We start from the raw sequence: 26649 nt of genomic DNA on the forward strand, positions 1-26649 counted from the left end.
GGCATACGTTTCCTCGGTTCGCGGACATGATGTCCGACCGAGGGGCTACGGTATGCACCCACAAGGTGACATGCAGCAACGCCGGGAGAAACCTTGAGCGTTCCGTACGAGAGGGCAGCGTACGAACCACCCGAGTCGCCCGAGTCTCCGGAGGAGCACCTCGCGCGGCTCCTCGGCCGTGCCCTGAACTCCTTCGAGCTGCCCGACGAGACGATGGCGCGGCTGGACTGCGCGCTGGCGCACGACAGTTCGCTGCACTCCGCGCACCACAGCGCGGGGCTGCACCGCGAGACGTACCGGCACACCTGGCTGCTGGTCGACGGTTCGGCGCTCACCCTGTGGGAGCTCGTCCACAACACCGCCCCGGACGGCGTCCCGCAGCACGAGGTGTATGTCGACCAGGAGGAGCTGCGCACCGCCACCGCGCGGCTTCCGCTGCCGCCGGACGCCCCGGACTTCGAGCTGCCGGTGACGGTCCAACTCTCGCCGGTCAGCTTGCCGCGCCACGCGTATGTGTCGGACAACTCGGCGGACCACGCGCGTCGGCTGCTGCGCCGGGCGGAGAACGCGGACCGGCCGGGCACGGACACGGCCACCCTGCTGGCCACGGCATGCGCCCACCAGATCATCCAGGCCTTCGGGCGCCTGGGCCGGACGGGCCGCGCCGGGCTGTGTTTCTCGCTCTACGAGCACGCGTTCCTGCTGCGCGACGGCGAGGAGGTCTCCCTCTGGGAGGTCGAGCACACGGCCACACCCGACGGCCGGCACATGTGCGAGGTGTACCTGAGCGAGGACCGGGCCAGGGACGCGATGGAGCGGCGGGCGGCACAGCTCTCCTGAGGCGGGACACCCGGCTTGCCTGCGGGCGGGCGCACAGCCTGCCGACCCGGGGGCGCACAGGCTGCGGACGGGCTGGGCGCGCAGGCTGCGAACGGGCTGTTGGCAGCCGAGGTGCGCAGCCTGCGCGACGCACGAGATGCGGGTTCGGGGTGCGCGGGGCGCACAGGCTCTGCCCGGTGTGGTCAGGGGCCGGTGCTGAGGCGTCGTACCAGGCCCGCGAACTCGTCCTGCTCGGCCGGGGTCAGCTCGACGGACTCCCGGTGCGGGCCGACCTGACGCTGGTGCGGCAGCGCGGGCAGGGTCAGCGCGCGTCGGCGGGCGGCGTCGGTGCGACCGCGGCGGAGCATCACGGCCAGACCGATCCCCCAGGCGACGGTCACCAGGACGAGGAAAGTCATACCAAGGAGTTGGTAGACCGAGACGTGCTCAGGCATGCGTTCCAGTAGACACCACGGTCCGGGGCCGAAGTCCCGGACCGTGATGTATCTCGCATGTGCCGTGAACACCTCACAGTGTTCCAAAGGGGCCAGACTGCGTGTCCTGAGGCGCCCTCATGGTCATGCCGCTTATGCCGCGACCGGCTGCTTCGGCTCGGCCGCCGCCACGGCGGTGCCCTCCTCCGCGGACGCGGAGACGGGCGCGGTGCCCGGTGCCGGCTTGCGCAAGCTCTTCAGTACGACGACCAGCGCGGTCGTGACGCAGACGCCGGCCGCGATGGCGACCAGGTAGAGGAACGGGTTGCCGATCAGCGGAACCACGAAGATGCCGCCGTGCGGGGCGCGCAGCGTGGCGCCGAAGGCCATCGACAGGGCGCCGGTGACCGCGCCGCCGACCATCGAGGACGGGATGACCCGTAGCGGGTCGGCCGCGGCGAACGGGATCGCGCCTTCCGAGATGAAGGAGGCGCCCAGCACCCAGGCGGCCTTGCCGTTCTCGCGCTCGGTCTCGGTGAAGAGCTTGCCGCGCACGGTCGTCGCCAGCGCCATGGCCAGCGGCGGGACCATACCGGCCGCCATCACGGCCGCCATGATCTTCATCGCGGAGTCGCTGGGGCTCGCGACGGCGATACCGGCAGTGGCGAAGGTGTACGCGACCTTGTTGACCGGGCCGCCGAGGTCGAAGCACATCATCAGACCGAGCAGCAGGCCCAGCAGGACGGCGTTGCTGCCGGTGAGGCCGTTGAGCCAGTCGGTCATGCCCTTCTGCGCGGACGCGATGGGCTTGCCGATCACCACGAACATCAGGAACCCGACGATCGCCGAGGAGATCAGCGGGATCACCACCACCGGCATGATGCCGCGCAGCGCCGCCGGGATGCCGACCTTCTGGATGGCCATCACCACGCCACCGGCGATCAGACCGGCCGCCAGACCGCCGAGGAAGCCGGCGTTGATGGTGAGTGAGATCGCGCCGCCGACGAAGCCGGGCACGAGACCGGGGCGGTCCGCCATGCCGTACGCGATGTAGCCGGCCAGTACCGGGACGAGGAAGCCGAAGGCGACGCCGCCGATCTGGAAGAGCAGGGCGCCCCAGCTGTCCGCCTGGGTCCACACGAAGTGGTCCATGACCGACGGGGCGCTGTTGATCTTGTAGCCGCCGATCGCGAACCCGAGGGCGATCAGCAGACCGCCCGCCGCGACGAACGGGACCATGTAGCTGACGCCGGACATCAGCCACGTGCGGAGCTTGGCGCCGTAGCCCTCGGTGGAGTCGCCGGAGCGCTCGACGGGGGTGCCGGGGACGGAGCCCGCGGTGACCTCGCCGCGCTGGGCCTTCCCGCGCACCTCGGTGATCAGCTCGCCGGGGCGGTTGATGCCGGCCTTCACGCCGACGTCGACGGTCGGCTTCCCGGCGAAGCGGTCCTTGTCCCGTACGGGCACGTCGTGGGCGAAGATCACGCCGTCCGCCGCCGCGATGACCGCCGGGTCGAGCCGGGTGAAGCCTGCGGAGCCCTGCGTCTCCACGAGGAGTTCCACGCCCGCCTCACGGCCGGCGTTCTCCAGTGACTCGGCCGCCATGTACGTGTGGGCGATACCGGTCGGGCAGGAGGTGACGGCGACGATACGGAAGGGACGCTCCGAGGAAGCGTCGGCGCCCTGGGTGTCCTTGGCGGCCTTGGCGGCCTTGGCGGCCTTGGCGTTCCCGGCGTCCTTCGCGTCGTCGGTACCCGTGGCGGCGCCGGCGGAGGCCGCCGCCGGCGCCGCCACGGAGTCTTCGGAACCGGCCGCGGCGGAGGGCTTCTCCCCGCGGATCAGCGCGGCCGCGGCGGTCGCGTCGTCCACCGAGCGCAGCGCGGCGGTGAACTCGGCGTTCATCAGCTGGCGGGCCAGTGAGGACAGGATCGTCAGGTGGGCGTCGTCCGCGCCGGCCGGCGCGGCGATCAGGAAGATCAGGTCGGCGGGGCCGTCCGCGGCGCCGAAGTCGACACCGGAGGCGCTGCGCCCGAAGGCGAGCGTCGGCTCGGTGACATGCTCGCTACGGCAGTGCGGGATGCCGATGCCGCCGTCGAGGCCGGTCGGCATCTGCGCCTCACGGGCGGCCACGTCGGCGAGGAAGCCCCCCAGGTCGGTCACCCGGCCCAGGGCCACCATGCGCTCGGCGAGGGCACGCGCCGCCGCTTCCTTGCTGTCGGCGGACAGGTCGAGATCGACCAGGTCCGCGGTGATCATCTCGCTCATCGCGGGTTCCTTCGCACGCGTATCGCCCGGGGAGTGGGGTGGGCGGGGACGGGGGTGGGGACGGGGGTGCAGTGTGCCGTTGCGGGATGGGGCGATCGGGGGACATCTGTGTCGGTGAAGGCGGGGCCGGGGAAACCTCGCCTCCCCAGGGCGGCAGGGCGGTTCGGGTGGACCTGCTGCCCGTCGTCGGCGGCGAGTAACAGGGAGCCTCGCCGCTCCAGGACCGGTTCCGAGAGGAGCGCGGCGGGCGCGGCGGGCGTGATGACTGTGGCGGCCGTGGCGGTCCTGATGGCCGTCGTGGCCGTGGCGGCTGTCGCCGTCGCCGTCGGGATGGCCGCCGTGGCCGTGATGGCCCTGGCGGTCGTCGCCGTCGGGCGAGGCGCCGTGGTGATCGCAGCTGTCGTGGTGACCGCCGACGTCGCCGCTGTCGTGGTGATCGCCGTTTTGGGGGTCGTACGAGGATTCATGAGATGGGCTCCGTCAGTACACGATCCACCGGCACCTCGGCCGTGACCGTCACCGCTGCCGGGTCCAGGTCGGCCGGTGTCGGCATCACGCTGCCGGGCAGTTGGACGGCCGCCGCGCCGTGGGCGACCGCGGAGGCCAGGGCTTCCGGGCCGCTGCCGCCGGCGATCAGGAAACCGGCGAGGGAGGAGTCACCGGCGCCCACATTGCTGCGTACGACGTCCACGCGGGCGCTGCCGAACCAGGAGCCCGCGCCGTCCACGAGCAGTTGCCCGTCGGCGCCCAGGCTCGCGAGTACGGCGCGCGCGCCCATCTCGCGCAACTCCTCGGCCGCCTTCACCGCGTCGCCCACCGTGGACAGGGGGCGCCCGACGGCTTGCGCGAGCTCCTCGGCGTTGGGCTTCACCACGTCGGGCCGCTCGCGCAACGCCTCCAGGAGCGCGGGCCCCGAGGTGTCCAGCGCGATGCGCTTGCCCGCGGCGTGCGCCCGGGCGACGAGCGCCGCGTACCAGGACGGCGCGAGCCCCCGTGGCAGGCTTCCGCAGCAGGCGATCCAGTCCGCGTCGCCCGACTGCGCGCGGACCGTTTCCAGGAGCAACTCCTGCTCCTCCAGCGACAGTTCGGGACCCGGCGCGTTGATCTTCGTGAGGACACCGTTGGACTCCGCGAGCGCGATGTTCGAGCGGGTGGCTCCGGCGACCGGTACCGGCGCGACCTCGATGCCCTGCGCGTCGAGCAGGTCGGCGACGAGTGCGCCCGGCGCACCACCCAGGGGCAGTACCGCGACCGTGCGCTGTCCGGCGGCCGAGACCGCGCGTGAGACGTTCACGCCCTTGCCGCCCGGGTCCATGCGCTCGCCGGTGGCGCGGATGACCTCGCCACGGTCCAGCGAGGGAACCTCGTAGGTGCGGTCCAGGGACGGGTTCGGGGTGACGGTGAGGATCATGCGCGCACTACCTCCGTGCCGCCGCGCTCGATCGCGGTGGCGTCTTCGGGGCTCAGCCCGCTGTCAGTGATCAGCAGGTCCACGTCGCTCAGGCCGCCGAAGCGGGCGAAGTGCTCCTGGCCGTGCTTGGCGGAGTCGGCGAGCAGCACCACACGGCGGGCCGCGGCCATCGCCGCCCGCTTCACCGCGGCCTCCGCGAGGTCGGGGGTGGTCAGGCCATGCTCGGCGGAGAAGCCGTTGGCCGCCACGAAGAGGACATCGGCGCGGATCTCGCCGTACGCCCGCAGCGCCCACGCGTCCACGGCGGCGCGCGTACGGTGCCGTACACGCCCCCCGACGAGGTGGAGCTGGATGCCGGGGTGGTCCGCGAGGCGGGCCGCGATCGGCAGGCTGTGCGTGACGACGGTGAGCGATACCTCGAGCGGAATGGCGGCGGCCAGGCGGGCGACCGTCGTTCCGGCGTCGAGGACCATCGTGCCCTCGGTCGGCAGCTCGGCGAGGGCGGCCTTGGCGATGCGGTCCTTCTCGTCGGCCGCCGTCGTCTCGCGCTCGGCGAGGTCCGGCTCGAAGTCGAGGCGGCCGGCCGGGATGGCGCCGCCGTGCACCCGGCGCAGGAGGCCGGCGCGGTCGAGGGACTTCAGGTCCCGGCGGATCGTCTCCGCCGTGACCTGGAACTCCTCCGCCAGCGACACGACATCCACTCGGCCGCCGTCCCGGGCGAGCCGGAGGATCTCCTGCTGCCGCTCCGGTGCGTACATGTCCGTTCGCCTCCGACCTGTGCCCGAACTTGTGGTTTCGTCAGGGACGCTACGCCCGGATTTCCGGAAAGTAAACAGGTTCGGACGTCATTCGGGCATGAACGGACTTCCGGGCGGATACGAAAGACCCGGCACCGTTTCCGGCGCCGGGCCCTTCCCATCCGGGGCTCAGGACAGAGCCCCGGCCTCCCGCGGCTCAGGGCCGCCCGCGGCTCAGGACGCGAGCCCGGGCCTCCCGCGGCTCGGACATGAGCCCATGCCTCCCACGACTCAGGGCCACCCGCAGCTCAGCCCCGAACCAGCCCACCCCCGCCCCAGCCCACCCGCAGCTCAGCCCCGAACCAGCCCACCCACGAACCCGGCCCACCCGCAGCCCACCCACGAACCCGGCCCACCCGCGCCTCAGCCCACGAGCTCGGGCTTCTTCACCTCCGCCTCCGCCTCCGCCTCCGCCTCCGCCTCCGCCTCCGCAAGGCTCGCCTCGTCCCCTTCCACATGCTGCGCCGGCCGCTTCGGCAGGGCGAACATCAGCAGGAAGATCACGCCCATCACGGCGGCCACCCAGCCCAGCGCGTGCGAGAAGGCGTCGACGAAGGCCGGGCCCACCTGGGCGGGCAGCAGTCCGTCGCCGATCTCGCCGAAGTAGACGACCGACACCAGACCGAGCCCCAGCGCGTTACCCATCTGCTGCACGGTGTTGATGAGACCCGACGCCGAACCGGAGTGCTCGCGCGGCACGTCCGAGAGCACCGCGTCCGTCAGCGGCGCGACGATCAGCCCCATCCCCACGCCCATCACGACCAGCGGCAGGGCCATCTGCCAGGACGCGATACCGAGGCCGTAGTGCTCGGACTCCCAGATGTAGAGCAGTACGCCCGTCCCCATCAGCAGCGCGCCTGCCTGCAGCACCTTGCGCCCGAAGCGCGGGACCAGCTTCTGGACCGACAGACCGGCCGCCGTCGACACGGCGATCGAGAACGGGACGCCTGTCAGCCCGGCCTTCAGCGGGCTCCAGCCCAGGCCCGTCTGCATGTACAGGGTCCACACCAGGAAGAAGATGCCCAGTCCGACACCGAAGACGGTCTGCACGGCGATGCCGGCGGCGAAGCTCTTCACCTTGAACAGCGACAGTTCGATCAGCGGGGAGCCGTCGCGCGCCGCCTTGCGCTTCTCGTACGCCACCAGCGCACCGAAGACGCCGAACGCGCCGGCCATCGAGACGTACCCCCACAGCGGCCAGTCCAGCTCGCGGCCGCGGGTGAGCGGGTAGAGCAGCATCAGCAGGCCGAGGATGACGAGGGCGACGCCGACGAGGTCCAGTTTCAGCGCCTTCGGCGCCTTCGACTCGGTGATGAAGCGACGGCCGAGGATGAGGCCCGCGACACCGACCGGCAGGTTGATGAGGAAGATCGGCCGCCATTCCAGTCCGAACAGGTTCCACTCGGTCAGCAGCGCGCCGAGCAGCGGGCCGGAGACGGCGCCCAGGCCGACGATCGCCCCGAAGAGACCGAACACCTTGCCGCGTTCGTGCGCCGGGAAGGTGGCGTGCACGATCGACAGGACCTGCGGCACCATCAGCGCCGCCATGCCGCCCTGCAGGATGCGGGAGGCGACCAGCATCTCCGGGTTCGCGGCGAAGCCGCACAGCGCGGAGGCGATCGTGAAGCCGCCGATACCGATCAGGAACAGCCGTTTGCGGCCGTGGATGTCACCGAGACGTCCGCCGGTGATCAGACCGGCGGCGAAGGCGAGCGCGTAGCCGGCCGTTATCCACTGGATCTGACTGACGGAGGCGCCCGCGTCCTTCTGGATGGACGGGATGGCGATATTGACGATCGTGACGTCGACGAGGTCCATGAAGGCCGCGGTCATCACGATGGCGAGGGCGAACCAGCGTCGCCGGTCGGCCGCCGGGGTCGGACCCGAGGCCGGGTCAGAGTCCGAGGCCAGGTCAGGGTCCGAGGCCAGGTCAGGGTCCGAGGCCAGGTCAGAGTCCGAGGCCAGGTCAGAGTCCGGGTCAGGGTCAGGAGCCGGGCTGTCCACGAGGGTGTCGGTGGAGGTCATGTCGTCAAGCTATGACCTCATTAGGTCAGGCCATGTCCTACTTCCCTATCGGACAGGCGCGGGCGTTGCTCTGTCGCGTCCCCGGCATCCGCGACCATGCGAACGAGGGTGTCGACGAGCTCGTCGGCGGTGATGTGCCACTTGTCCGTGTCGAGGTGGCCGCTGAGTTCCATGCCCGCGATGCCGTGGGCGCTGGTGAGCAGCAGGGCGCCGTAGTGCCGTGCGTCCTGCTCCCCCACGAGGGCGGCGACGACGGGCAGGAACTCGTCCTGGAAACGTTCGGCCGCGCGGTCGGCTGCGGCCGGGTCGCCCTCCGGTCCGCAGAGCTGGAGCTGAAGCCGGACGCGATCGAGCCCTTCACCGCGCCGTCCGGGACCGCGTCGACGCGGCCTGAACAACATCTGGTACAGGTGCGGCTGGTCCCGGCCGACGCCGATGAGGGCGCGGAGGGTGCCGCACAGCTTCTCGGAGGCCGACAGGGCCGGGTCGGCCCGCAGGGCGCGCACCTGGTCGCCCAGATGACCCCGGAGCATGACGAACGCTACGGCGGCCTGGTCACGGCGACCAACACGCTGATGACCTCGGGCACCGCATCGGGCCTGACCGCCGACGCCGCCGCCCGGGTCATCGCGAAGGCCGTGACGACCCGCAGACCGCGCACCCGCTACACCGTCGGTCGGGATGCCGCCCTGATCACCCGCCTGACCCGGATACTGCCCGACCGCACGCTCGACCGCATCCTCACCGCCAACCTGCGCCGCCACTACCCGAAGGCAGTCACGCCCGCCTACAGCGGCTGACGAACAACGTGGTGTTCGCGCTGCCCGCCGACGGCCGCTGACAACTCTCCGGTTCCGGTTCCGGTTCCGATCCCGAGGCGCGGGGGCGGCTTCGGCCCAGATCCCAAGCCGCCCCCGCCCGGCGCCCACTGGCTCGTCACCACCACCACCACCACCACCACCACCACCACCACGAGCGCCGTGGTCACACTGGTTCTGCGGCATCCTCGAACTCATGACGACGGAACACTCATGACAGCGGAACACTCATGACGACGGACACTCCGGCCCGGCTCCTCCAACTCCTCTCCCTCCTGCAGACGCCCCGCGAATGGCCCGGCGGAGAGCTCTCCGAGCGACTCGGGGTGTCCCGCCGTACGGTCCGACGGGACATCGACCGGCTCCGGGAACTGGGCTATCCCGTACAGGCGACCAAGGGGGCGGACGGCGGGTACCGGCTTGTCGCAGGGAAGGCGATGCCGCCGCTCGTCCTCGACGACGAGGAGGCCGTGGCGATCGCGGTCGGGCTGCGGGCCGGCGCCGGGCACGCGCTGGAGGGCGTGGACGAGGCGTCCGTACGGGCGCTGGCCAAGCTGGAACAGGTCCTGCCCTCCCGGCTGCGCCACCGCATCTCCACCCTCCAGGCCGCGACCACGCCGCTGACCAGCGGGGACGGGGCGAGCATCGCGCCCGAGACGCTGATCGTGATGGCCTCCACGGTGGCCGGGCAGGAGCGGCTGCGGTTCGCCTACCGGGCGCGGGACGGGGTCGAGTCGCGGCGCATGGTCGAACCGTGCCGGCTGGTGTCGACCGGGCGGCGGTGGTACCTCGTGGCGTACGACCTCGATCGCGGCGACTGGCGTACGTTCCGCGTCGACCGGGTGAGCGCGCCCTTCGCGACCGGGGCGCGGTTCGCTCCGCGGGAGTTGCCGACCGGGAGCGCGGCGGAATACCTCCGCCGGTCGATGTACGGCGGCCGGCAGGAGACGTACGACTTCACGGTCACGTTCGACGCACCGGCCGAGGCGGTCGCCGCGCGGGTCCCCGAATGGCTGGGCGTACCGGAGGCCATCGACGGAGGGCGATGTCTCCTACGGGGCTCCGTGGGCGACGCCGTGGACCGGCTGGCGGTGCGCCTGGCGATGCTCGGATTCGATTTCAGCGTGCGGGAGCCGGAGGAACTGGCTCGGTGCGTACGGGAGTTGGGTGAGCGATTGGTTCGGGCGGGGGGTGAGGTGAGCGGTGCAGCGCCGGGCGCCACGGAATCTGCCGATGGTGCGGCGACGGCACCGACGAAAGTCGAGGGTCGCGATCTCCGTTCGTCGGGGGTCCGGGGACAGCATCGTCCCTAGGATGACAAGGTGATTTCCGGAGCGGATCGTGAGGTGCCGCTGTGGGTGGAGGCGCCGTCGGCGGTGCTGCTCGCCCTGCTGTCCACGCTGGAGGGCTTCCGGTCGGCCGGTGGCGACACCCTGGCCGACCCCGCGCCGTGGGTCGCGATAGCCGCGTCCCTCGGGGCGCTCGGCCGCCACCGGTTCCCGCGGGTGGTGGCGGGCCTGGCGTTGGCCGCGGTCGTCCTGGGCTCGGTGTTCCCGTTGCTGGTGACCCTGTATCACTTCGCCTCGCGGGGCCGGTTGCGGGCGGTGTGGGTGTGCCTGGGAATCGCAGGAGCCAGCGGGCTGCCCTGGCTGGCTCTCGCGCTGGCGCTGGGACGCCCGCTCTCCTGGGGACGGGTGAGCACCTGGACCGTCTCCGGTGTCGGGAACGCCGTACTGGTGGCCCTGGCCCTGACCCTCGGCATGTGGGTGGGCAGCCGGCGCAAACTGCTGGGCGCGCTGCGGGACCAGGTGGAACAGCTGCGGGTGGAGCGCGAACTGCGCGCCGAGCAGGCACGGTTGGCGGAGCGGGCCCGGATCGCCCGCGAGATGCACGATGTGCTCGCGCACCGGCTGAGCCTGCTGATGCTGCATGCCGGAGTGCTCCAGTTGCGCGAGGAGGGAATGTCACCGGCCGGCCTGGAGCGATTGGCCCTGTTGCGCGGCACGGCCGGGCAGGCACTGGACGATCTGCGCGAGGTGCTGGGGGCGCTCCGGTTCGACCGGCCCGACGGAGCCGACAGGACGGACGGAGCCGAGGGGGTGCGGGCGGACGGGGCCGACGGGGCCGAAACCGCGGTACCTGTTCCGGTGCCGGCACTGCGGGACCTGGAAGAGCTGCTCGCCGAGGCCAGGGCCGCCGGCCAGGTGATCGAGTCCGTGGTGTCCGGTGATGTGGAGAGCGCGTCCACCAGCCACCGCCTGGCGGTCCACCGCCTCGTACGGGAGGCTCTGACCAATGCCCGCAGGCATGCTCATGACGCCCCCGTCGCGGTCAGCGTGCACTACGGGCCACCGGTCACGACGGTGGAAGTGGTGAACGGACCCGCCGAACCGACCACCAACACCAACACCCGAACGGACGCCGACGCCGACGCCGACGGGCCGGTGACCATCGGGCAGTCCACGATCTCCGGAGGTTCCGCGATGCCGGGTGGCTATGGCCTGATCGGTCTGGCTGAGCGGGTCGCGGCGCTGGGCGGCCAGCTGCACACCGGTGCCTCCGGCGGCGGTTGGCGACTCTCCGCCCGGCTGCCCGCGCCCTCCCCCGTCTCCCCGTCGGCGTCCGTCTCATGATCAATGTTCTGGTGGTCGACGACGACGCCCTGGTCCGGCTCGGTCTCGTCGACCTGCTGTCCACCGACCCGGGACTCACCGTCGTCGCCGAGGCGTCGGACGGCCTGGCCGCGGTCGAACAGGCGAGCCTGCACCGGATCGACGTGGCCCTGGTCGACGTGCGGATGCCCCGCATGGACGGCATCACCGCGACCCGTCGGCTGCGCGCGCTCCCGGCCCCACCGCGGGTGATCACCCTGACCACCTTCGACCTGGACGAGTACGTCTACGACGCGCTCGCCGCCGGCGCCGACGGCTTCCTCCTCAAGGACACGGAACCGCGCGAGATCATCCGCGCGGTGCACGTGGTGGCGGACGGCCACGGCATGCTGCACCCGGCTGCCGCCCGTCGCCTGATCGACCACTTCCACCGCGCGGCCCGCCCCGAAGCGCTGGAAGCACGCACCCGCATCGGGGGGCTGACGCCCCGTGAGACGGACGTTCTCGCCCGGCTCGCACAAGGTGATTCCAACGCGGAGATCGCGGCGGCACTGGGGATGCGCGAGAGCACCGTCAAGGCACACGTCAGCCGGATCCTCAGCGCTCTGGGATCCGGCAACCGCGTCCAGGCCGCCCTGCTGGCCCGCGACGCGGGGCTGGGCGGCAACGGCTGACCGGTTCCTCGGGGCGGAGGCCGCCCGAGCCGGCCCCCACGGCCGGTCCCAACAACCAGCACCCGCGACCGGTCCCCGCTCAGGACGTGGTCACGGGCAGTGGCCTGCTGAGCAAAAAGGCCCGCAGCGCCATAGCGGATCACCCATGCCACCACTCCAGAGGTGGGATCCCGTTGCCGGACACTATGGCTGACCGGGGCACCATGTCCGACATGGGATCGCTCAGCCGATCAGAGACGCTATGCCCTTTGAATCCTCCCCTCCCTGAAGGGGGAGGGGATTCCTGGCTCAGGCTGCCTCCTGGAGCAGCGCTCCAGGAGGTCTTGCGCCCTCGGCACCAGCCGGGTTGAGACCAGTCCGGACGAGCATGACGCGTGCGGAGTTCTTGTCCCGTGGGGACGCGGCTCCGCATACGGTGCAGGTGTAGGTGCGCTCACCCAGGGGCTGGGGGTCCCCCTGCGGTGAACGCCTGGGCCTCCTCGCAAGAACCAGGTGAAAGAATCTGTCCTTCGGCGGGCCACCCCGGGTTCAGGTACGGGGTGTCCCGCCACTTGAGCACCCCGGGGCGAACCCAGGCGCACAGAACGAGACCGGGTACACAGAACGAGCCGGACGCGCAGAACGAGCCGGACCCGGCGCCCGGGGGGAGGGGCGCCGAAGTCCGGCTCGGGGGAAGTCCCGGCGCCGGGGGGGGGAGGGCGACGGGACTTGGCTCAGGGGTCCGGGACGTGGTCCTGGACTCGAACTCCTGGACCCTGAAGTCTTGTTCCCAGAGCCCAGTAGGTTGATGCGGCGTTACGACGCCAGTTTGCGCTGGCTTTTGTCACCCGGCGCACGCCACCCGGCGTACACCACCCGGCGTACGCCGACAGCGCATCACGCCGACAGCGCGTCACGCCGCCGCGTCGAAGCCCGTGTGGCGGGCCAGCTTCTTCAGTTCCATCAGGGCGTGCTTCTCGATCTGGCGGATGCGCTCTCGCGTGAGGCCGTGCTCCTTGCCGACCTCGGTGAGCGTGCGTTCGCGGCCGTCCTCGATGCCGTACCGCATCTTGATGATGGAGGCCGTGCGCTGGTCGAGGCGGCCGATGAGGTCGTCGAGTTCCTCGCTGCGCAGCAGGGTCAGCACGGACTGCTCCGGGGAGACCGCCGAGGTGTCCTCCAGGAGGTCGCCGAACTGGGTGTCACCGTCGTCGTCCACCGCCATGTTGAGGGAGACCGGGTCGCGGGCCCAGTCCAGGACGTCCACGACGCGCTCCGGGTTCGAGCCGAGCTCGGCGGCGATCTCCGCGGGCTCCGGGTCGCGGCCGTGCTCACGGTTGAACTCGCGCTGCACCCGGCGGATCCGGCCCAGTTCCTCCACCAGGTGGACGGGCAGCCGGATGGTGCGCGACTGGTCTGCTATCGAGCGGGTGATCGCCTGACGGATCCACCAGGTCGCGTACGTCGAGAACTTGAAGCCCTTGCGGTAGTCGAACTTCTCGACCGCACGCACCAGGCCGGCGTTGCCCTCCTGGATGAGGTCAAGGAGCGGGAGTCCACTGCGGGGGTAGCGACGGGCCACGGCGACGACCAGGCGCAGGTTGGAGCGGATGAAGACGTCCTTGGCGCGCTCACTCTCGTCGACCAGGGCCTGGAGTTCCTCACGAGAGGCGTCGGCCTTGGCCTCCTCGACTCCGTCGAGGACCTGTCGCGCGAACACACCCGCTTCGATGATCTGGGACAGCTCGACTTCCTTGGCGGCGTCGAGCAGCGGCGTGCGCGCGATCTCGTCGAGGTACATGCCGACCAGGTCGCGGTCGGCGATCTCGCCGCCATGGGCGCGAACACTGCTTGCCCCGCCGGTCCGGCCGGTGGCGGACTGACGACGGGCGACGGCACGGGTTGCCATGCGTGCTCCCTTGGGATGGTGGGTCAGCGGGCGTTCCAGACGCTGGGCACTCACCTCGGGTGCCCTGCTTCCGAAGGAAACAACGACTGGAAACCGGACAGAATTCCCAACCCACCGCACTACTTTCCTGATCATGCAGTACCCTGTCCGGCCACACAGGAGGACGCGATGTTGACAGAACGTACAGAGGTGCAGGTCAGGCAGGGAGTCGAGAGTGACCTCGAAGCTCTCACCGACCTCTACAACCACTACGTACGCGACACGCCCATCACCTTCGACACCGCGGTCTTCACTCCGGAAGAGCGCCGCCCTTGGCTGCTCTCCCACCCTGAAGACGGCCCGCACCGGCTGATGGTTGCCACGGAGCCGATTTCCCGAGGAACCTCACAGGAGATCCTCGGCTACACCACGTCCAGCCCGTTCCGCCCCAAGCCCGCGTACGGGACTTCCGTGGAGGTCACCGTCTACCTCGCCCCGCACGCCGGCCGCCGCGGTATCGGCACCCTCCTCTACCAGGCCCTCTTCGATGCCCTGGCCGAGGAGGACGTGCACCGCGCCTACGCGGGCATCGCGCAGCCCAACGAAGCGTCCACGCGGCTGCATGAACGCTTCGGGTTCCGGCACATCGGCACGTACGGGGAAGTGGGCCGCAAGTTCGGCCGCTACTGGGACGTGGCCTGGTACGAGAAGCAGCTGTAGGCCGACCAGGGATCCGCGGGGCCTTTGGGGGACCGGAAGTCCCGCCGCGAGGGATCGGCGGTCCTCCGAGGGACCCGCAGGCCCGCCGAGGGATCCGCGGTCCTCCGAAAAAACCGGCAGGCCCGCCGAAGGGTCCGCGGGCCTCCCGAGGAATCCGCAAGCCCTCGACGGACCCGCGGCCCCCCGATAGCCCCCCGATAGGCCCCCCTCAGGCAGGCCCGAGCGCCTCAGCCGAACTGCACCGACCGCTTCGCCATCCCCAGCCAGAACCCGTCGATCACGGACTTCTGCGCGTCGAGCTCACCGCCGGCCTCCGCCGCGCCCATGGTGACGAACAGCGGGGCGAAGTGCTCGGTGCGCGGGTGGGCGTAGCGGCCGGCCGGGGCCTTGTGGAGGAAGTCCAGCAGGGCGTCCCAGTCACGGGTCTCCAGCGCCCGACGGCCCCAGTCGTCGAACTCGGACGACCAGGTCGGCACTCCCCCGCCCGTGTGCCGCAGGGCGGCCAGGTTGTGGGTGAAGAAGCCGGAGCCGACGATCAGTACGCCCTCGTCGCGCAGGGGGGCGAGCTTGCGGCCGATCTCCATGAGCTTCACCGGGTCGAGGGTCGGCATGGAGATCTGCAGGACCGGGATGTCGGCCTTGGGGAACATCTCGACCAGGGGCACGTACGCGCCGTGGTCGAGGCCGCGGTCCGGGATGTCCTGCACGGGGGTGCCGGGGGCCCGCAGCAGTTTACGTACGGACTCTGCGAGCCCGGGGGCGCCGGGGGCCCCGTACGTCACCTGGTAGTAGTGCTCGGGGAAGCCCCAGAAGTCGTAGACGAGGGGGACCGGCTCGACGGCGCCGAGGGCGAGCGGGGCCTCCTCCCAATGGGCCGAGACCATGAGGATCGCCTTGGGGCGGGGCAGAGCAGCGGACCAGGCGGCGAGTTCGCCGGGCCAGACCGGGTCGTCCGCGAGCGGCGGGGCACCGTGACTGAGATAGAGGGCCGGCATGCGCTGCCCAGGGACGGCGGGGGTGCGCTCCTCGGTGGCGGCGGACATGACGCGGCTCCCTCCAGGAGAACAGAAGAACAGAAGACGGAAGAACGGAAACTAGAAGAACAGAGATCGGAGAACAAAGATCAGAGATCAGAGATCAGAGACCCAAGATCAGAGATCCGAGACATAAGCTTGAATCCTCAAGTTATTACGTGACCCAGGGTACGTCCTGTTTGTTTAATGTTCAAGGAGAGCACTCGTACAGTGGAGTACATGAAGGCATCCACACCCGCACCCGCCACGGAACTCCGTGAGGAGTCCCGCTGGCTCACCGACGAGGAACAGCGCATCTGGCGTTCCTACATCCATGCCTCCACCCTCCTGGAGGACCACATGGACCGCCAGCTCCAACGGGACGCCGGCCTGCCGCACATCTACTACGGCCTTCTCGTCCAGCTCTCCGAGTCCCCGCACCGCCGACTGCGCATGACCGAGCTCGCCATGCACGCGAAGATCACCCGCTCCCGCCTCTCGCACGCCGTCGCCCGCCTGGAGAAGAACGGCTGGGTGCGCCGCGAGGACTGCCCCTCCGACAAGCGGGGTCAGTTCGCGGTGCTCACGGAGCAGGGCCAGGAAGTGCTGCAGCAGGCCGCGCCGGGCCATGTGGCCGCCGTCCGCAACGCGGTGTTCGAGCGGCTCACCCCGGAACAGCAGAAGTCCCTCGGCGAGATCATGGAGATCGTCGCCGAGGGACTTCAGCCCGCCGAAGCGGGTGCGGACCTGCCCTGGCTGCGCTGAGCGCGACCAGGGCAGGTCCGATGGGGCGTACGTACGGGGCGTCCCCTCCCCGTACGTACGGATGACCCGAAGGGGGTACGACCGGACAGGCGCCGTCAGTGCGCGATCACCGGCACCGGCAGCTCGTCCTCCGCGCCCTGACCGGATCCGGAACCGGAACCGGTCACCGTGGTGGAACCCGGCCGGCCGGTGTTGATGAGCGTGGCGGCGACAGCCGAGGCGACCACGAGGATGCCGACGGCGAACCAGATCGCGTTGGTGTAGCCGTGCACCTGGCCCTCCAGCTGGACCAGCTGCTGCTGGGCCTTGGAACCGGCGCCGCCGATGTGGTCCTTGATGTACGAGGCCGTCGCCGACGCGGCGATCGTGTTCAGCAGGGCCGTACCGATCGCGCCGCCCACCTGCTGCGAGGTGTTGACCATCGCGGAGGCGACACCGGCGTCACGCGGCTCGATGCCGAACGTGGCCAGGGACATCGCCGGCATGAACGCCGTACCCATGCCGAGGCCGAGCAGCACCATCCCGGGCAGGATGACACCGGCGTACGAGGAGCCGATCTCCAGCTGGGTGAGGAACAGCATGCCGGTCGCGGCGACCAGGAAGCCCGGAGCCATCAGCAGGCGCGGGGGGACCCGGGTCATCAGGCGGGTGCCGATCTGCGTGGAACCCACCATCATGCCGCCGATCATCGGCAGGAAGGCGAGGCCGGTCTTGACCGGCGTGTAGCCCTTCACGATCTGCAGGTAGTAGGTCAGGAAGAGGAACAGGCCGAACATCGCGATGATGGCGAGACCGAGGGAGAGGTAGACGCCTCCGCGGTTGCGCTCGGTGAGGACGCGCAGCGGCAGCAGCGGGGCCTTGACCTTGGACTCGGTGAACACGAACGCGGCGAGGAGCGCCACCGAGGCGACGAACAGGCCGACCGTCACCGAGTCGCCCCAGCCGTCGGACTCGGCGCGGGTGAAGGCGTAGACGAGCGTGACCAGCCCGAGGACGGACAGGACGACACCCGGGATGTCGAGCGCCGAGCGGTTGCGGCCGCCGGCCGGCTCACGGACGACGAAGTACGCGCCCACGGCCGCGATGATCGCGAACGGGATGTTGACGAAGAACGTCCAGCGCCAGTTGAGGTACTCGGTGAGGACACCGCCCAGGATGAAGCCGACGGCGCCGCCGCCACCGGCGATCGCGCCGTAGATGCCGAACGCCTTGGCGCGCTCCTTGGGCTCCGTGAACATCACGGCGAGCAGGGAGAGCGCGGCGGGCGCCAGCAGCGCGCCGAACGCGCCCTGGAGGGCACGGGCGCCGAGCATCATGGCCTCGTTGGTGGCCGCGCCGCCGATCGCGGACGCGCCGGCGAAGCCGATCAGACCGGCGACGAAGGTGCGCTTGCGGCCCCACAGGTCGGCGATACGGCCGCCGAAGAGCAGCAGTCCGCCGAAGGCGAGGGCGTAGGCCGTGATGACCCACTGCCGGTTGCCGTCGGATATGCCCAGGTCCTGCTGGGCGGACGGCAGGGCGATGTTCACGATGGTCGCGTCGAGCACGACCATCAACTGGGCGAGCGCGATGAACGTCAGCGCTTTCCAGCGGTTGGCGTCCGGGACGCCAGGAGCCTTGACGGCTGTTTCAGACATGGGGATACCCACTTCGGGACTTCGGGACGGAAAAACGTGTCGTGAGGGACGGCTCGTCGATGCCTCGTTGCTGACGATGCCGAACGTTCCAGCGAAGGTCTTGGAGAAGGTCTTGGAGAAGGTCTTAGGGAACCTCTGGAGACCCTCTGGAGAAGCGCTGTGGGAGTTGACTGGTCCTGGGTGCTGAACTCATCGGTCAGGCCTGGCGGAGATCCTCCATGGTCGCGGCCGTACCCGGGAGCGTGGAGCGGGCCGGGGCCCGCAGTCCGTCCACGAACAGCTGCAGATGACGGTGTACGAAGCGGTCGGCGGCGACGCACGCGGTTCCGGCCGGGGGCCGGCTGAGCTGGGCCATGGCGACCATCAGGTCGCCGACACCCACGTCGGTGCGCATCTGTCCGGTCGCCTTGGCGCGGTCCATGAGCTCGTCGACGATCTGCTCGAGACGCTCACGTGCCGCTTCCAGGTCGGGGTGGTTCGTGTCGAAGGCGGTGCAGAGCATCGGGCACATCGCGCTGACCCGCTCGTCGGCGGACACGTGCACGAAGCGCTCCAGCGCCGCGAAGGCGTCGCCGCTCTCCGCGAGCGCCTGCTCGGCCGCCTCCGAGCAGCGGTCCATGACCGAGCAGACGACCTCGCGGACGAGTGCGTCGCGGTCCGTGAAGTTGCGGTACACCGTGGCGTTGCCGACGCCGGCCCGGCGGGCGATCTCGTCGAGCGGCACGTCGGGGCCGAACTCGGTGAACATCTCCCGGGCGGCGGCGACGATCCGCTCCCGGTTGCGCAGGGCGTCGGCACGGGGCCGGGTCACCTTGCGCTGCACGGGGCTCGCGGTCTGCACGGCGTACTCCTGAGGCTGACGGGTGACGATCCGGGGAAGGTCTCCCCGCTTCGCTTGAACACATGGCTAAACGGGGAAGACGTCCCCGGTTATTTCCCGCCCCGGGGAAGATTTCATGTGACCTGAGTCACACCTCCCGGGCGGGGCGTTTGGGCGCGGCTGAACCGCCGGTGGCGGGGCTTTCGGGCGCGGCCGAGCCGCGGGCGGCAGGGCTTTCGGGCGCGGCTTTCGGGCGCGACTCCCTGTACTCGCTGACGGACGCGGTTCCCCGAACGCGCCTCGCGACCGCGCCACCGCCCGCGTCTCTCGAACACGCCGCCCGACCACGCCACCCGGCCGCATTCCCTCGAACACGCCACCCGACCACGCCACCCGGCCGCATTCCCTCGAACACGCCACCCGACCACGCCACCCGGCCGCATCTCTCGAACGCGAAAACCCACGTTCGGTCTCCTCCAGCGCGCGCCCGCGAATCCCCAGCCACAGGGTGATCGGAAGGGCATCGAACGGGCGCAGCCTTCAGGTCGGCGGCTGCCGCGGACCGAAGGGGCCATGCATGCAGCCGCAGGCCGGGCGACCCCGGGGAGGGGCAAGCACGTCTGCGGTGCCACTCTGCCGACGCATACGCCCGCGCCGCGTAGCCGCCCTCGCGTCCGTGACCGTGCTGACCCTCGCGGTCAGCACGTCGGCCGGCACCGGACACCTCCCCCCGCTCCCCGCGACGGCCGACGCAGGCCCCGTCACCATGGCCCGCTCCACCACTCACGGCCCCTGCATGATCAGCGGCGGACCCAAGGTCCAGCTGTCGGAGGGGGTCCCCACCCCCGGCGGCTACTCCCGCTCCACCGGCACCGTCCACGCCCTCACCCTGATGGTCGACTTCTCCGACGCGCCGGGTCAGGGCAGCGCGCTGAGCCGCTTCCGGGAGTTCTTCCCCCAGACCCGGCAGTGGTTCCGCACCAGCTCCTACGGCCGCCTTGACTACCGCCCCGAGACCCCGATCCCCGGCTGGCTGCGTCTGCCGAAGCCCTTCCGCTCCTACGGCATAGAGCGCGGCGCCCCCTTCGACCCCGGGTACCGGCAACTGGTCCAGGACATCGTGGCCGCGGCCGACCCCAAGGTGGACTACCGGTCGTACGACTTCCTGAACATACTGGCGACGCCGAACGCCGGCCCCTCGGCGCTGGACACGGTCCTGTCGGTGACCTTCGCGGGCACCATGCAGGCCCCGATAGCGGACGGCGTCCCCGTCGCGAACGCCTCCTTCATCTACTCCCGCCAGGACGACGGCTCCGGCTCCTACGACCGGACCGGTTTCCGTGTCCTCCCCCACGAGAACGGCCACGTCTTCGGCCTGCCCGACCTCTACACCCAGGAGGGCGCGGGCGCGGTCGGCCACTGGGACATCATGAGCGAGGACTGGGGGGCCAACAACGACCTGCTCGGCTGGCACAAGTGGAAGCTCGGCTGGCTGGACGCGACTCAGGTCGACTGCGTCGCGGCGCCGGGGACGAGCGAGTACACACTGACGCCGCTGGGTCGGACCGGCGGCTCGAAGTTGCTGATCATCCCCCTCGGCCGACGCACCGGCTACGCCGTCGAACTGCGCACCCGCGAGGGCAATGACGAGACCGTGTGCCGCCCAGGCATCCTGATCTACAAGGTCGACGCGGACGTGGACACCGGCCAGGGCCCGATCACGGTGTACGACTCCCACCGCGACAGCGGCGGCTGTACCCACACCCCCAACGTCCACGCGGAACTCTCGGACGCGCCCTTCGCCCCCGGGGAGGAGTTCCGAGATCCGCGGAGGGGGATCCGGGTTTCGGTGGCGGGGGTGGACCTGTCGGGGAGGTATCGGGTGCGGGTTACTCGGGGGTGAGTGAGGGCGAGGGCGAGGGCGAGAAGAGAACCGGGGCGAGGGTGCGGCTCGGCAGGGCTCGCGAATCGGCCTGCGGATTACGGTAGGCCTGCCGCGACCGCCGTACCGGAGAGCCGATGCCCCCTGAGACGTTCCTTGGACGAGAGCCCGCCGAGAGCCCGCCGAATACCCGCAGGGGGACACTGTGAAGTGGTCCGAGTCGGCCGACGCGGCAGCCGGCGGGTCCGCCGACGCACCGGCCGACGCGGCAGTCGACGTACCGGCCCACGGGTCCGCCGACGTACCGGCCCGCGCCTCGGCCGACGTACCGGCCGAGGCGGCAGCCGACGTACCGGCCGAGGCGGTCGCGCCGTTGATCCGAGGCGTCTCCGTGCTGTGGCAACTCACCGACGCCGACGGGACATTGAGCCCGAGCGCGCTGGAACGGGCCACCGGTCTCGCCCGTTCCACCGTGGACCGGATCACCTCCACCCTGGCCCGCATGGGATACGTCCGCCTCGACGGCAGGGACGTGGTCCTCGCCCCCCGTCTGATGGACCTCGGCAACGCCTACCTGGCCGCCCTGCGCCTGCCCGCCCTCCTGGACGCCCGCGCCGACGCCCTCGCCGACGAGTTGGACGAGTCGGTCTCCCTGGCGGTCGGCGACGGCGACGGCATCCGCTTCATCCACCAGGCCACCCGCCGCCGCGCCATGTCCCTGAGCTTCCGCATCGGCGACCTCCTCCCGTCCGAACGCACCGCCCCCGGCCCGTTGCTCGCGTCGGAATGGACGCGGGAGCAGTGGCGGACGTGGCGCGCACGCCGGGCGGCGGACCCGGAGGACCGCGACTTTCCGGCCGTACCGCCACGGGAACACGCCTCCCCCGACGCCGACTTCGAACGGCGTGCCGCCCGTGCGCGACACGACGGCTGGGCGCTGGACGACCAGTTGATCGAACCGGGGCTGGTCGCCGTCTCCGTACCCGTACGGGATCCCGGTACGGGTCGGATCGCCTGCGTGGCAAGCGTGGTGAGCCACACCAGCCGCCACACGGCGACCGACCTGCGCGACACGCTGCTTCCGCGACTGCGGGCGGCGGTGGCGGAGATGGAGGGGGTCCTGCGGGAGGCGGGAGTGGGGCTGGAGTCGGGCTCCAGTGAGCCGGAGTCGGGACCCAGGGGGCCGGAGTCGGGGCCCAGGGGGCCGGAGTCGGGGCCGACGGAGACGGCGGGGCCAACGGCGGGGTTGTCCGGACCGACAGGGCCAACGATGCTGGCGACAGGTCTGGCAGCCTGGACCGGGGCGTCGAAACAACGACTGGGCAGGGAGTTCATCGAGTCGCTGGCCCGTGGGCTGACGGTCCTGACGGCGTTCGGCGAGGACAGGCCCGCACTGACCCTGACGCAAGTGGCGCAGGCAACCGGCCTGGCGCGCGCGACCGCACGCCGGGCGTTGATCACGTACGAGCACCTGGGCCTGGTGACCCCGGGCCCGCACCGCACGTTCGCCCTCACCCCGCGCGTCCTGTCCCTCGGCTTCCCGCCCCTCTCCCGCACCTCGCTCCCCCGCATCGCGGGCCCACACCTGGCGGACCTGGCCGCCCGGCTCCACGAGTCGGCGTCACTGGCGGCCCTGACGCCGACCGGCAAGGAGATCCAGTACACGGCCCGGGCAGCCGCGAACCGTGTGATGAGCGTGGACATCACGGTCGGTACGCGACTGCCGGCGCCGGCGACGTCACTGGGCCACGTGCTGCTGGCGGCGCAGGAGGAGGGCGTGTCTTCCGTACCTTCCCGGGTGCTGAAGGACGTACGAGAGCGGGGCTACGCCCTCCTCGACGAGGAGTGGGAAGAGGGCCTGCGCTCGATCGCCGTGCCGATCCACGACCGCACCGGCAAGGTGATCGCCGCCGCCAACGTGGCCCTGCACGCGGCCCGCCGCACGGCTCAGGAATGCGTCCAGGACATCCTGCCGGAACTGAGAACGACGGCGGCGCGCATCGAAACGGACCTGAACGTGGCGGGACGGTTCATGCGGCTGCCGCTGTACTGACTGCCGCACTGACTGCAGAACCGGCTGCCGTACCGGCTGCCGTGCTGACTGCCGTGCTGACTGCCGTGCCGGCTGCCGTGCCGGCTGCCGCACTGGCCAGGGAGAAGACGCACAGCTTTCTCGGCCGGCCGCCTCACCCCTCGTACGGCCGGACGGCCCGCCCCTCCCGCAGGGTGAGCCCCCACCAGGCGAGCTGGTCGAGCAGCACGGAGGCTGCCTTGCCCACACCCTCCGGGTCCTGCGGCCGCCCCCGCTCGTCGAACCGCTCCCAGGCCATGTGGAAGCTGACGGTGTCCCGCACCGTGACGGCATGCAGCTCGGCGAAGACCTGCCGCAGTTGCTCCACCGCCCGCTGCCCGCCCGCCATACCCCCGTAGGACACGAACCCGACCGGCTTGGCCCGCCACTCGCTGTGGACAGAGTCGATGGCCAGCTTCAGGGAGGCCGGGTACCCGTGGTTGTACTCGGGCGTGACCACAACGAACCCGTCAAGCCCGTCGATCCGCTGCGCAAGCCGCGGAAGGTCACCGCCCCCATCTCCGCCCCGATCTCCGACCCGATCTCTGCCCCGATCACCGGACCGATCACCGGACCGATCACCGGACCGATCACCGGACCGATCAAAACTCAGCCCCAGCTCGTCGACGAGGGCAGGCTCGGCCAGATCGATCACATGGACCTCCATGTCCTCCCGCTGACGAGCCTCGGACACGAACCAGTCGGCAACCGTGTCGGCGAACCGCCCGGCCCGCACACTGCCGATGAGAACGCCGATCTTGAGCGAATGTGTATGCATGCAAGGACGGTAAAATCTCAACCTAACTTGAGGTCAACCCCGTCCCTCGCTCCCCCGCCCCAAGCCGCACCGCCCCAAGCCGCACCGTCGATTCGTGCTGCAGGAGCTGATCGAGCCGAGCTCAGCGCCGGATCGGTGCGCAGTGGAACGAGCACACCCAGGACCACACCGGCTACCGCAACGGCCATCGCGGCGGAGTACACCAGGGACGGGCACGAGATCCCCGGCGTACCGGTGCGCCCCGGTGACGCTCCGGGCCAGTCCGAAGTGCTCCTCGCCTGCGCCAAAGTGGCGCTGGAGATGGCCGGTTCCGACGGAGTCGGGGCAGCGGTGCTGCTTCGCTCTGCGGCACATGGGTTCATGTCAGGACGACGCAGCCCCGGTGCTCCAGATCGTCGAGCCAGGGCGGCAGCTCATCGAGGATGTTCCAGCGCAGGTCCAGCTTCTCCAGCGAGGGCAACAGCGCGAGGGCGTCCGGCAGGCGCGTGAGACGGTTGTTGCGCAGGTCGAGATGGGTCAGGTCGGTGAGCGCGCCGATGCTGTCCGGCAGAGCGCCGAGCTGGTTGTTGCGAAGGTCCAGGTGCCGCAGTCGGACCAGCCCACCGATGCTCGGCGGCAGCGTCGTCACCTCGTTGTCCATCAGCCGAAGCTCGCGCAAGTCCGTCAGCCCGGCGAGGTGTTCGGGAAGAGTCCTCAGCCGGTTGCCCATCAGGTGCGCTTCGCGCAAAGCGCTCAACTGTCCGAAAGTTTGAGGCAGTTCGGTGAGGCGGTTGTTGTAGAGACGTAGCTCCCGGAGGGCGGCCAGGCCGCCGAAGTTGGCCGGAAGGCTGGTCAGTGCGTTATCCGTGACATTCAGATAGCGCAGGTCAGACAGGTTGCACAACGACGCGGGGACGCTCCGCAGAGCGTTGTTGCTCGCGTAGAGATAACGATGGAGCGCTGGCAGTTCGCCGATGTCCTCGGGTAGTTCCTTGAGCTGATTGTGACCGATGTCGAGGGTGTGAAGATGCTTGAGGCTGCGCAGCCCCCGCGGAAGTGCCGTCAACTCGTTGTCCGCGAGGTTGAGGTTGCGCAGTTCGGTCAGCTCGGGGAGCCAGTGCGGAGCGGACGCCAGTCGGTTCTTGTAGAGGCTGAGTACCTCAAGGCCAGCCAGGCCGCGTAGGGAATCCGGCAGGGACGTGATGGCCAGAGCATCGAGTCGCAGCTCGGCAAGGGTGCTGAAATCGCCCAGCGTGGAGGGGAGTTCGGGTAAATCGTTGTAGGAGAGGTCGAGCACCCGCAGATGGCGCAGGCCTTCGAGTGACGGTGGTACCCGGTCGATCCCCGCATGCCGAACCGAGAACCCGACAACTCTGCCCAGCGCGTCCTTCTCCAGGCGGGATTCGTCGTAGAACTCGCCGTCGCCGTTCTCGTCCATGCCGTCCCTCTTAGGTGCGCCGCGTGTCAGGCGGACTGCTCGGAGGCATCGAGGCTACTGCTTCCCGTCCGGGCTTCCCGTCCGAAGGGGGATGGCGAGGGCGACCCCGGCCAGGGCCACGCGGCAAGCATGAGGATGCCCGAGCGCGCGTGTGCTCCGGTGGGCGGGTTGCCCATGACCCCGACCAGCGTGGCCAACCCCGGATCTCGGATGTCCACCAAGCGGATCAAGCCCACGCTGCAGCCTTCCCATATCCGCCGCAGGAGCGTGGAACGGGCGCCTCATCTCCTACGGTGTCGAGGCCCTGCAACTCCTGACCCTCGGGTTCGTCCTCGCACAGAACTCCACGCCGTGCGCTGCACGAGGAAGGAGCCTCCATGCTCAGGCCCACGGCCTGACGCCGGCACCCAGCCTCCAGACACCAGCGCCCGCCCGAGCCCCGATCCGGTACCCTGTTGATCGAGCGCTCTTGGCGGGCGCTGCGGCGTGTCACGCGGTCCACCGCGCACCTCATCACCGCAGCATCATGATCCAGACGCTCAGGGCTTGACCGGGAGACCAGGGCGCGATCTGTTCACGAGTTCCGTCCACGGTTTCACACAAGCCCCGCCTTCGTGGGGTCTGTGGGAAATTACATCGCCGCAGGTCAGGACCTTGCCACTGGCGGGCTTACGAACGAGTTGGGCCCGAATTCCGAACGCGCTGCCAGGCTTGTGCAGGTCAGGCGGGGTGCGGCGCAAGGCTTGCGTGACGACTCAGCCGACCCGCCTGAGCCTCCCGAATCAGCCTCTCGGCTCACCCACATGACACCCAAGCCTTGCTATAGAAATAGCAAGGCTGCAGGCTGCAGGTATGCCCACGAACCACACGGCTTCCCCGCCCTCTGGCACACAGATGGAGGGGCGCGCCTATGTGCTCCTCCTGGATGACGACGACCGGATTTTGCTGTGCGGAAGCTGCTGCGGCGGCTGGACCGTCCCCCAGTTCCCGGTCGATCCAGACGTCGATTTCCGCGCGGCGACCACTCAATTCCTCTCGGCGGGATTTCGTATCGACAATCCGCGGTATGGCCGCGTGTACGGCATCCACACGACGGGCGAGAAGGACTGTTGGGAACGCGACCGCCCAACCGTTTCGCAGGTGTTCATCGTGCGCATCGACGCACAGGAATCGATGGCGTTCCTGGCGATGTCGCCGTCCCACGTGAGGTGGGGTGCGAGAGAACTCGTTCAGCATCGTCGGATGATCTCCCCGGAAGGGGTCATTCTCCTTGCCCGCGGCTACGTCGAGGGCTGGCTTCCCGACGGCTCAATTTCCCTGTATTGAGCTGTCGAGGAGGATGAACATGCCGCTGTACGCGATCGAGATTCTCTTGACCCGTCCCGCCCGCCGCGTGGAACTCCGTGCGGCGGTGCGCAGCAGTCGCATGAAATTGGCGCCCTCCAAGGAGTTGGATCGCATCGCTGTTCTCGTAACGGCCGAGGACGAGGGGAGTGCCATGAGTAAGGTGTGGGGACGGATCGAGAATGTGCTTCCCGTGGATGCGCTGGTGAGTATTTTCCCGGACGCGGACGGGAAGTACACATTGAGTTTCCCTTTGCCGACAACCGCGTTGCGCCGCATCACCCAACAAGCGGCGGCTGCGGGGTGCACGCCGGAGCAGTTGATTCACGATGCCCTCGTCGAGGCCCTGGCACGCGACCGCACGTCCCTGAAAGCCCAGCTGGATTCACAGCTGAACAAACTGCTGCGGGATTTCCCGCCAGCCGACATCGCGGATGCCATCGTACGCAGGCTCCGTCCCTGATCTCCTCACCCGAGCCT

General features: G+C 70.2%; 24 protein-coding genes and 1 pseudogene. 11 read left to right on the forward strand and 14 right to left on the reverse strand.

The window, feature by feature from the left end; translation table 11 throughout:
• The first annotated feature begins 93 nt into the window (after positions 1-93).
• Positions 94-840: a DUF6227 family protein gene (locus M2271_RS28620; RefSeq protein WP_280890232.1), complete on the forward strand. Its 747-nt coding sequence runs from the start codon at positions 94-96 to the stop codon at positions 838-840.
• Positions 841-1022: 182 nt separating this feature from the next.
• Here M2271_RS28620 and M2271_RS28625 read toward each other — a convergent pair whose 3' ends face one another.
• The 7 genes from M2271_RS28625 to M2271_RS28655 form a co-directional block, all read right to left on the reverse strand.
• Entirely contained in the window at positions 1023-1274 is a 252-nt protein-coding gene (locus M2271_RS28625) for a hypothetical protein (RefSeq protein WP_280890233.1), read from the reverse strand.
• Between the two features lie 132 nt (positions 1275-1406).
• Positions 1407-3518: a fructose-specific PTS transporter subunit EIIC gene (locus M2271_RS28630; protein ID WP_280890234.1), complete on the reverse strand. Its 2112-nt coding sequence runs from the start codon at positions 3516-3518 to the stop codon at positions 1407-1409.
• The gene (locus tag M2271_RS28635; RefSeq protein ID WP_280890235.1) at positions 3515-3985 is read right to left on the reverse strand and encodes a hypothetical protein; all 471 of its coding nucleotides are present in this window, start codon (positions 3983-3985) and stop codon (positions 3515-3517) included. Before M2271_RS28635 ends, M2271_RS28630 begins: the two co-directional genes overlap by 4 nt.
• A complete protein-coding gene (gene pfkB, locus M2271_RS28640) occupies positions 3982-4929 on the reverse strand; it encodes a 1-phosphofructokinase (protein WP_280890236.1) in 948 nt (315 codons plus the stop codon). The genes M2271_RS28635 and pfkB overlap by 4 nt, the downstream gene beginning before the upstream one ends.
• On the reverse strand, positions 4926-5687 hold the full coding sequence (locus M2271_RS28645; protein WP_280890237.1) for a DeoR/GlpR family DNA-binding transcription regulator: 762 nt from the start codon (positions 5685-5687) through the stop codon (positions 4926-4928). The genes pfkB and M2271_RS28645 overlap by 4 nt, the downstream gene beginning before the upstream one ends.
• Positions 5688-6089: 402 nt before the next feature.
• Complete coding sequence (locus M2271_RS28650; protein ID WP_280890277.1) at positions 6090-7559, reverse strand: MFS transporter; 1470 nt, start codon at positions 7557-7559, stop codon at positions 6090-6092.
• A 212-nt stretch (positions 7560-7771) separates the two neighbouring features.
• Positions 7772-8284 (reverse strand): TetR-like C-terminal domain-containing protein, encoded by a 513-nt coding sequence (locus tag M2271_RS28655; RefSeq protein ID WP_280890238.1) that lies wholly within the window; start codon positions 8282-8284, stop codon positions 7772-7774.
• Here M2271_RS28655 and M2271_RS28660 point away from each other — a divergent pair.
• The 4 genes from M2271_RS28660 to M2271_RS28675 all read left to right on the forward strand — a co-directional run bounded on the left by M2271_RS28660 (position 8270) and on the right by M2271_RS28675 (position 11855).
• A complete protein-coding gene (locus M2271_RS28660) occupies positions 8270-8551 on the forward strand; it encodes a hypothetical protein (protein WP_280890239.1) in 282 nt (93 codons plus the stop codon). The two genes, M2271_RS28655 and M2271_RS28660, sit on opposite strands and share 15 nt — an antisense overlap.
• A 248-nt stretch (positions 8552-8799) precedes the next feature.
• The gene (locus tag M2271_RS28665; protein ID WP_280890240.1) at positions 8800-9882 is read left to right on the forward strand and encodes a YafY family protein; all 1083 of its coding nucleotides are present in this window, start codon (positions 8800-8802) and stop codon (positions 9880-9882) included.
• 9 nt (positions 9883-9891) lie between these two features.
• Complete coding sequence (locus M2271_RS28670; protein WP_280890241.1) at positions 9892-11202, forward strand: histidine kinase; 1311 nt, start codon at positions 9892-9894, stop codon at positions 11200-11202.
• Positions 11199-11855, forward strand: a complete 657-nt coding sequence (locus M2271_RS28675) for a response regulator transcription factor (RefSeq protein ID WP_280890242.1) — start codon at positions 11199-11201, stop codon at positions 11853-11855. The genes M2271_RS28670 and M2271_RS28675 overlap by 4 nt, the downstream gene beginning before the upstream one ends.
• A gap of 288 nt (positions 11856-12143) precedes the next feature.
• Here the strand turns inward: M2271_RS28675 and M2271_RS28680 are convergent.
• Positions 12144-12299 (reverse strand): annotated as a pseudogene (locus M2271_RS28680) (RNA-guided endonuclease TnpB family protein); the annotation flags it as partial.
• A 448-nt stretch (positions 12300-12747) separates the two neighbouring features.
• Positions 12748-13743, reverse strand: a complete 996-nt coding sequence (locus M2271_RS28685) for a sigma-70 family RNA polymerase sigma factor (protein WP_280890243.1) — start codon at positions 13741-13743, stop codon at positions 12748-12750.
• 168 nt (positions 13744-13911) lie between these two features.
• Between M2271_RS28685 and M2271_RS28690 the strand changes: the two genes are divergently transcribed.
• The gene (locus tag M2271_RS28690) at positions 13912-14442 is read left to right on the forward strand and encodes an N-acetyltransferase family protein (protein WP_280890244.1); all 531 of its coding nucleotides are present in this window, start codon (positions 13912-13914) and stop codon (positions 14440-14442) included.
• Between the two features lie 227 nt (positions 14443-14669).
• Here M2271_RS28690 and M2271_RS28695 read toward each other — a convergent pair whose 3' ends face one another.
• Complete coding sequence (locus tag M2271_RS28695; RefSeq protein WP_280890245.1) at positions 14670-15485, reverse strand: class III extradiol ring-cleavage dioxygenase; 816 nt, start codon at positions 15483-15485, stop codon at positions 14670-14672.
• A 210-nt stretch (positions 15486-15695) separates the two neighbouring features.
• On the opposite strand from M2271_RS28695, the gene M2271_RS28700 reads away from it, so the two are divergent.
• Complete coding sequence (locus M2271_RS28700) at positions 15696-16220, forward strand: MarR family transcriptional regulator (RefSeq protein WP_280890246.1); 525 nt, start codon at positions 15696-15698, stop codon at positions 16218-16220.
• A 95-nt stretch (positions 16221-16315) separates the two neighbouring features.
• Here M2271_RS28700 and M2271_RS28705 read toward each other — a convergent pair whose 3' ends face one another.
• Both M2271_RS28705 and M2271_RS28710 read right to left on the reverse strand, forming a co-directional pair.
• Positions 16316-17857 (reverse strand): MFS transporter, encoded by a 1542-nt coding sequence (locus tag M2271_RS28705; protein ID WP_280890247.1) that lies wholly within the window; start codon positions 17855-17857, stop codon positions 16316-16318.
• Between the two features lie 196 nt (positions 17858-18053).
• Positions 18054-18698 carry a helix-turn-helix domain-containing protein gene (locus M2271_RS28710; protein WP_280890248.1) on the reverse strand — a complete coding sequence of 215 codons (645 nt, stop codon included), beginning with the start codon at positions 18696-18698 and terminating at the stop codon, positions 18054-18056.
• A 556-nt stretch (positions 18699-19254) separates the two neighbouring features.
• Here M2271_RS28710 and M2271_RS28715 point away from each other — a divergent pair.
• Both M2271_RS28715 and M2271_RS28720 read left to right on the forward strand, forming a co-directional pair.
• A complete protein-coding gene (locus M2271_RS28715) occupies positions 19255-20580 on the forward strand; it encodes a M6 family metalloprotease domain-containing protein (protein ID WP_280890249.1) in 1326 nt (441 codons plus the stop codon).
• A 352-nt stretch (positions 20581-20932) separates the two neighbouring features.
• Positions 20933-22612 (forward strand): IclR family transcriptional regulator C-terminal domain-containing protein, encoded by a 1680-nt coding sequence (locus tag M2271_RS28720; RefSeq protein WP_280890278.1) that lies wholly within the window; start codon positions 20933-20935, stop codon positions 22610-22612.
• 133 nt (positions 22613-22745) lie between these two features.
• On the opposite strand, the gene M2271_RS28725 is transcribed toward M2271_RS28720, so the two are convergent.
• Positions 22746-23408: an NAD(P)H-dependent oxidoreductase gene (locus M2271_RS28725; RefSeq protein ID WP_280890250.1), complete on the reverse strand. Its 663-nt coding sequence runs from the start codon at positions 23406-23408 to the stop codon at positions 22746-22748.
• A 358-nt stretch (positions 23409-23766) separates the two neighbouring features.
• Positions 23767-24825: a leucine-rich repeat domain-containing protein gene (locus M2271_RS28730; protein WP_280890251.1), complete on the reverse strand. Its 1059-nt coding sequence runs from the start codon at positions 24823-24825 to the stop codon at positions 23767-23769.
• A gap of 852 nt (positions 24826-25677) precedes the next feature.
• On the opposite strand from M2271_RS28730, the gene M2271_RS28735 reads away from it, so the two are divergent.
• On the forward strand, positions 25678-26151 hold the full coding sequence (locus tag M2271_RS28735) for a hypothetical protein (RefSeq protein WP_280890252.1): 474 nt from the start codon (positions 25678-25680) through the stop codon (positions 26149-26151).
• Between the two features lie 19 nt (positions 26152-26170).
• On the forward strand, positions 26171-26632 hold the full coding sequence (locus tag M2271_RS28740) for a hypothetical protein (protein WP_280890253.1): 462 nt from the start codon (positions 26171-26173) through the stop codon (positions 26630-26632).
• Positions 26633-26649: the final 17 nt, after the last annotated feature.

Source organism: Streptomyces sp. LBL, from assembly GCF_029893585.1.
Lineage (GTDB): Bacteria > Actinomycetota > Actinomycetes > Streptomycetales > Streptomycetaceae > Streptomyces.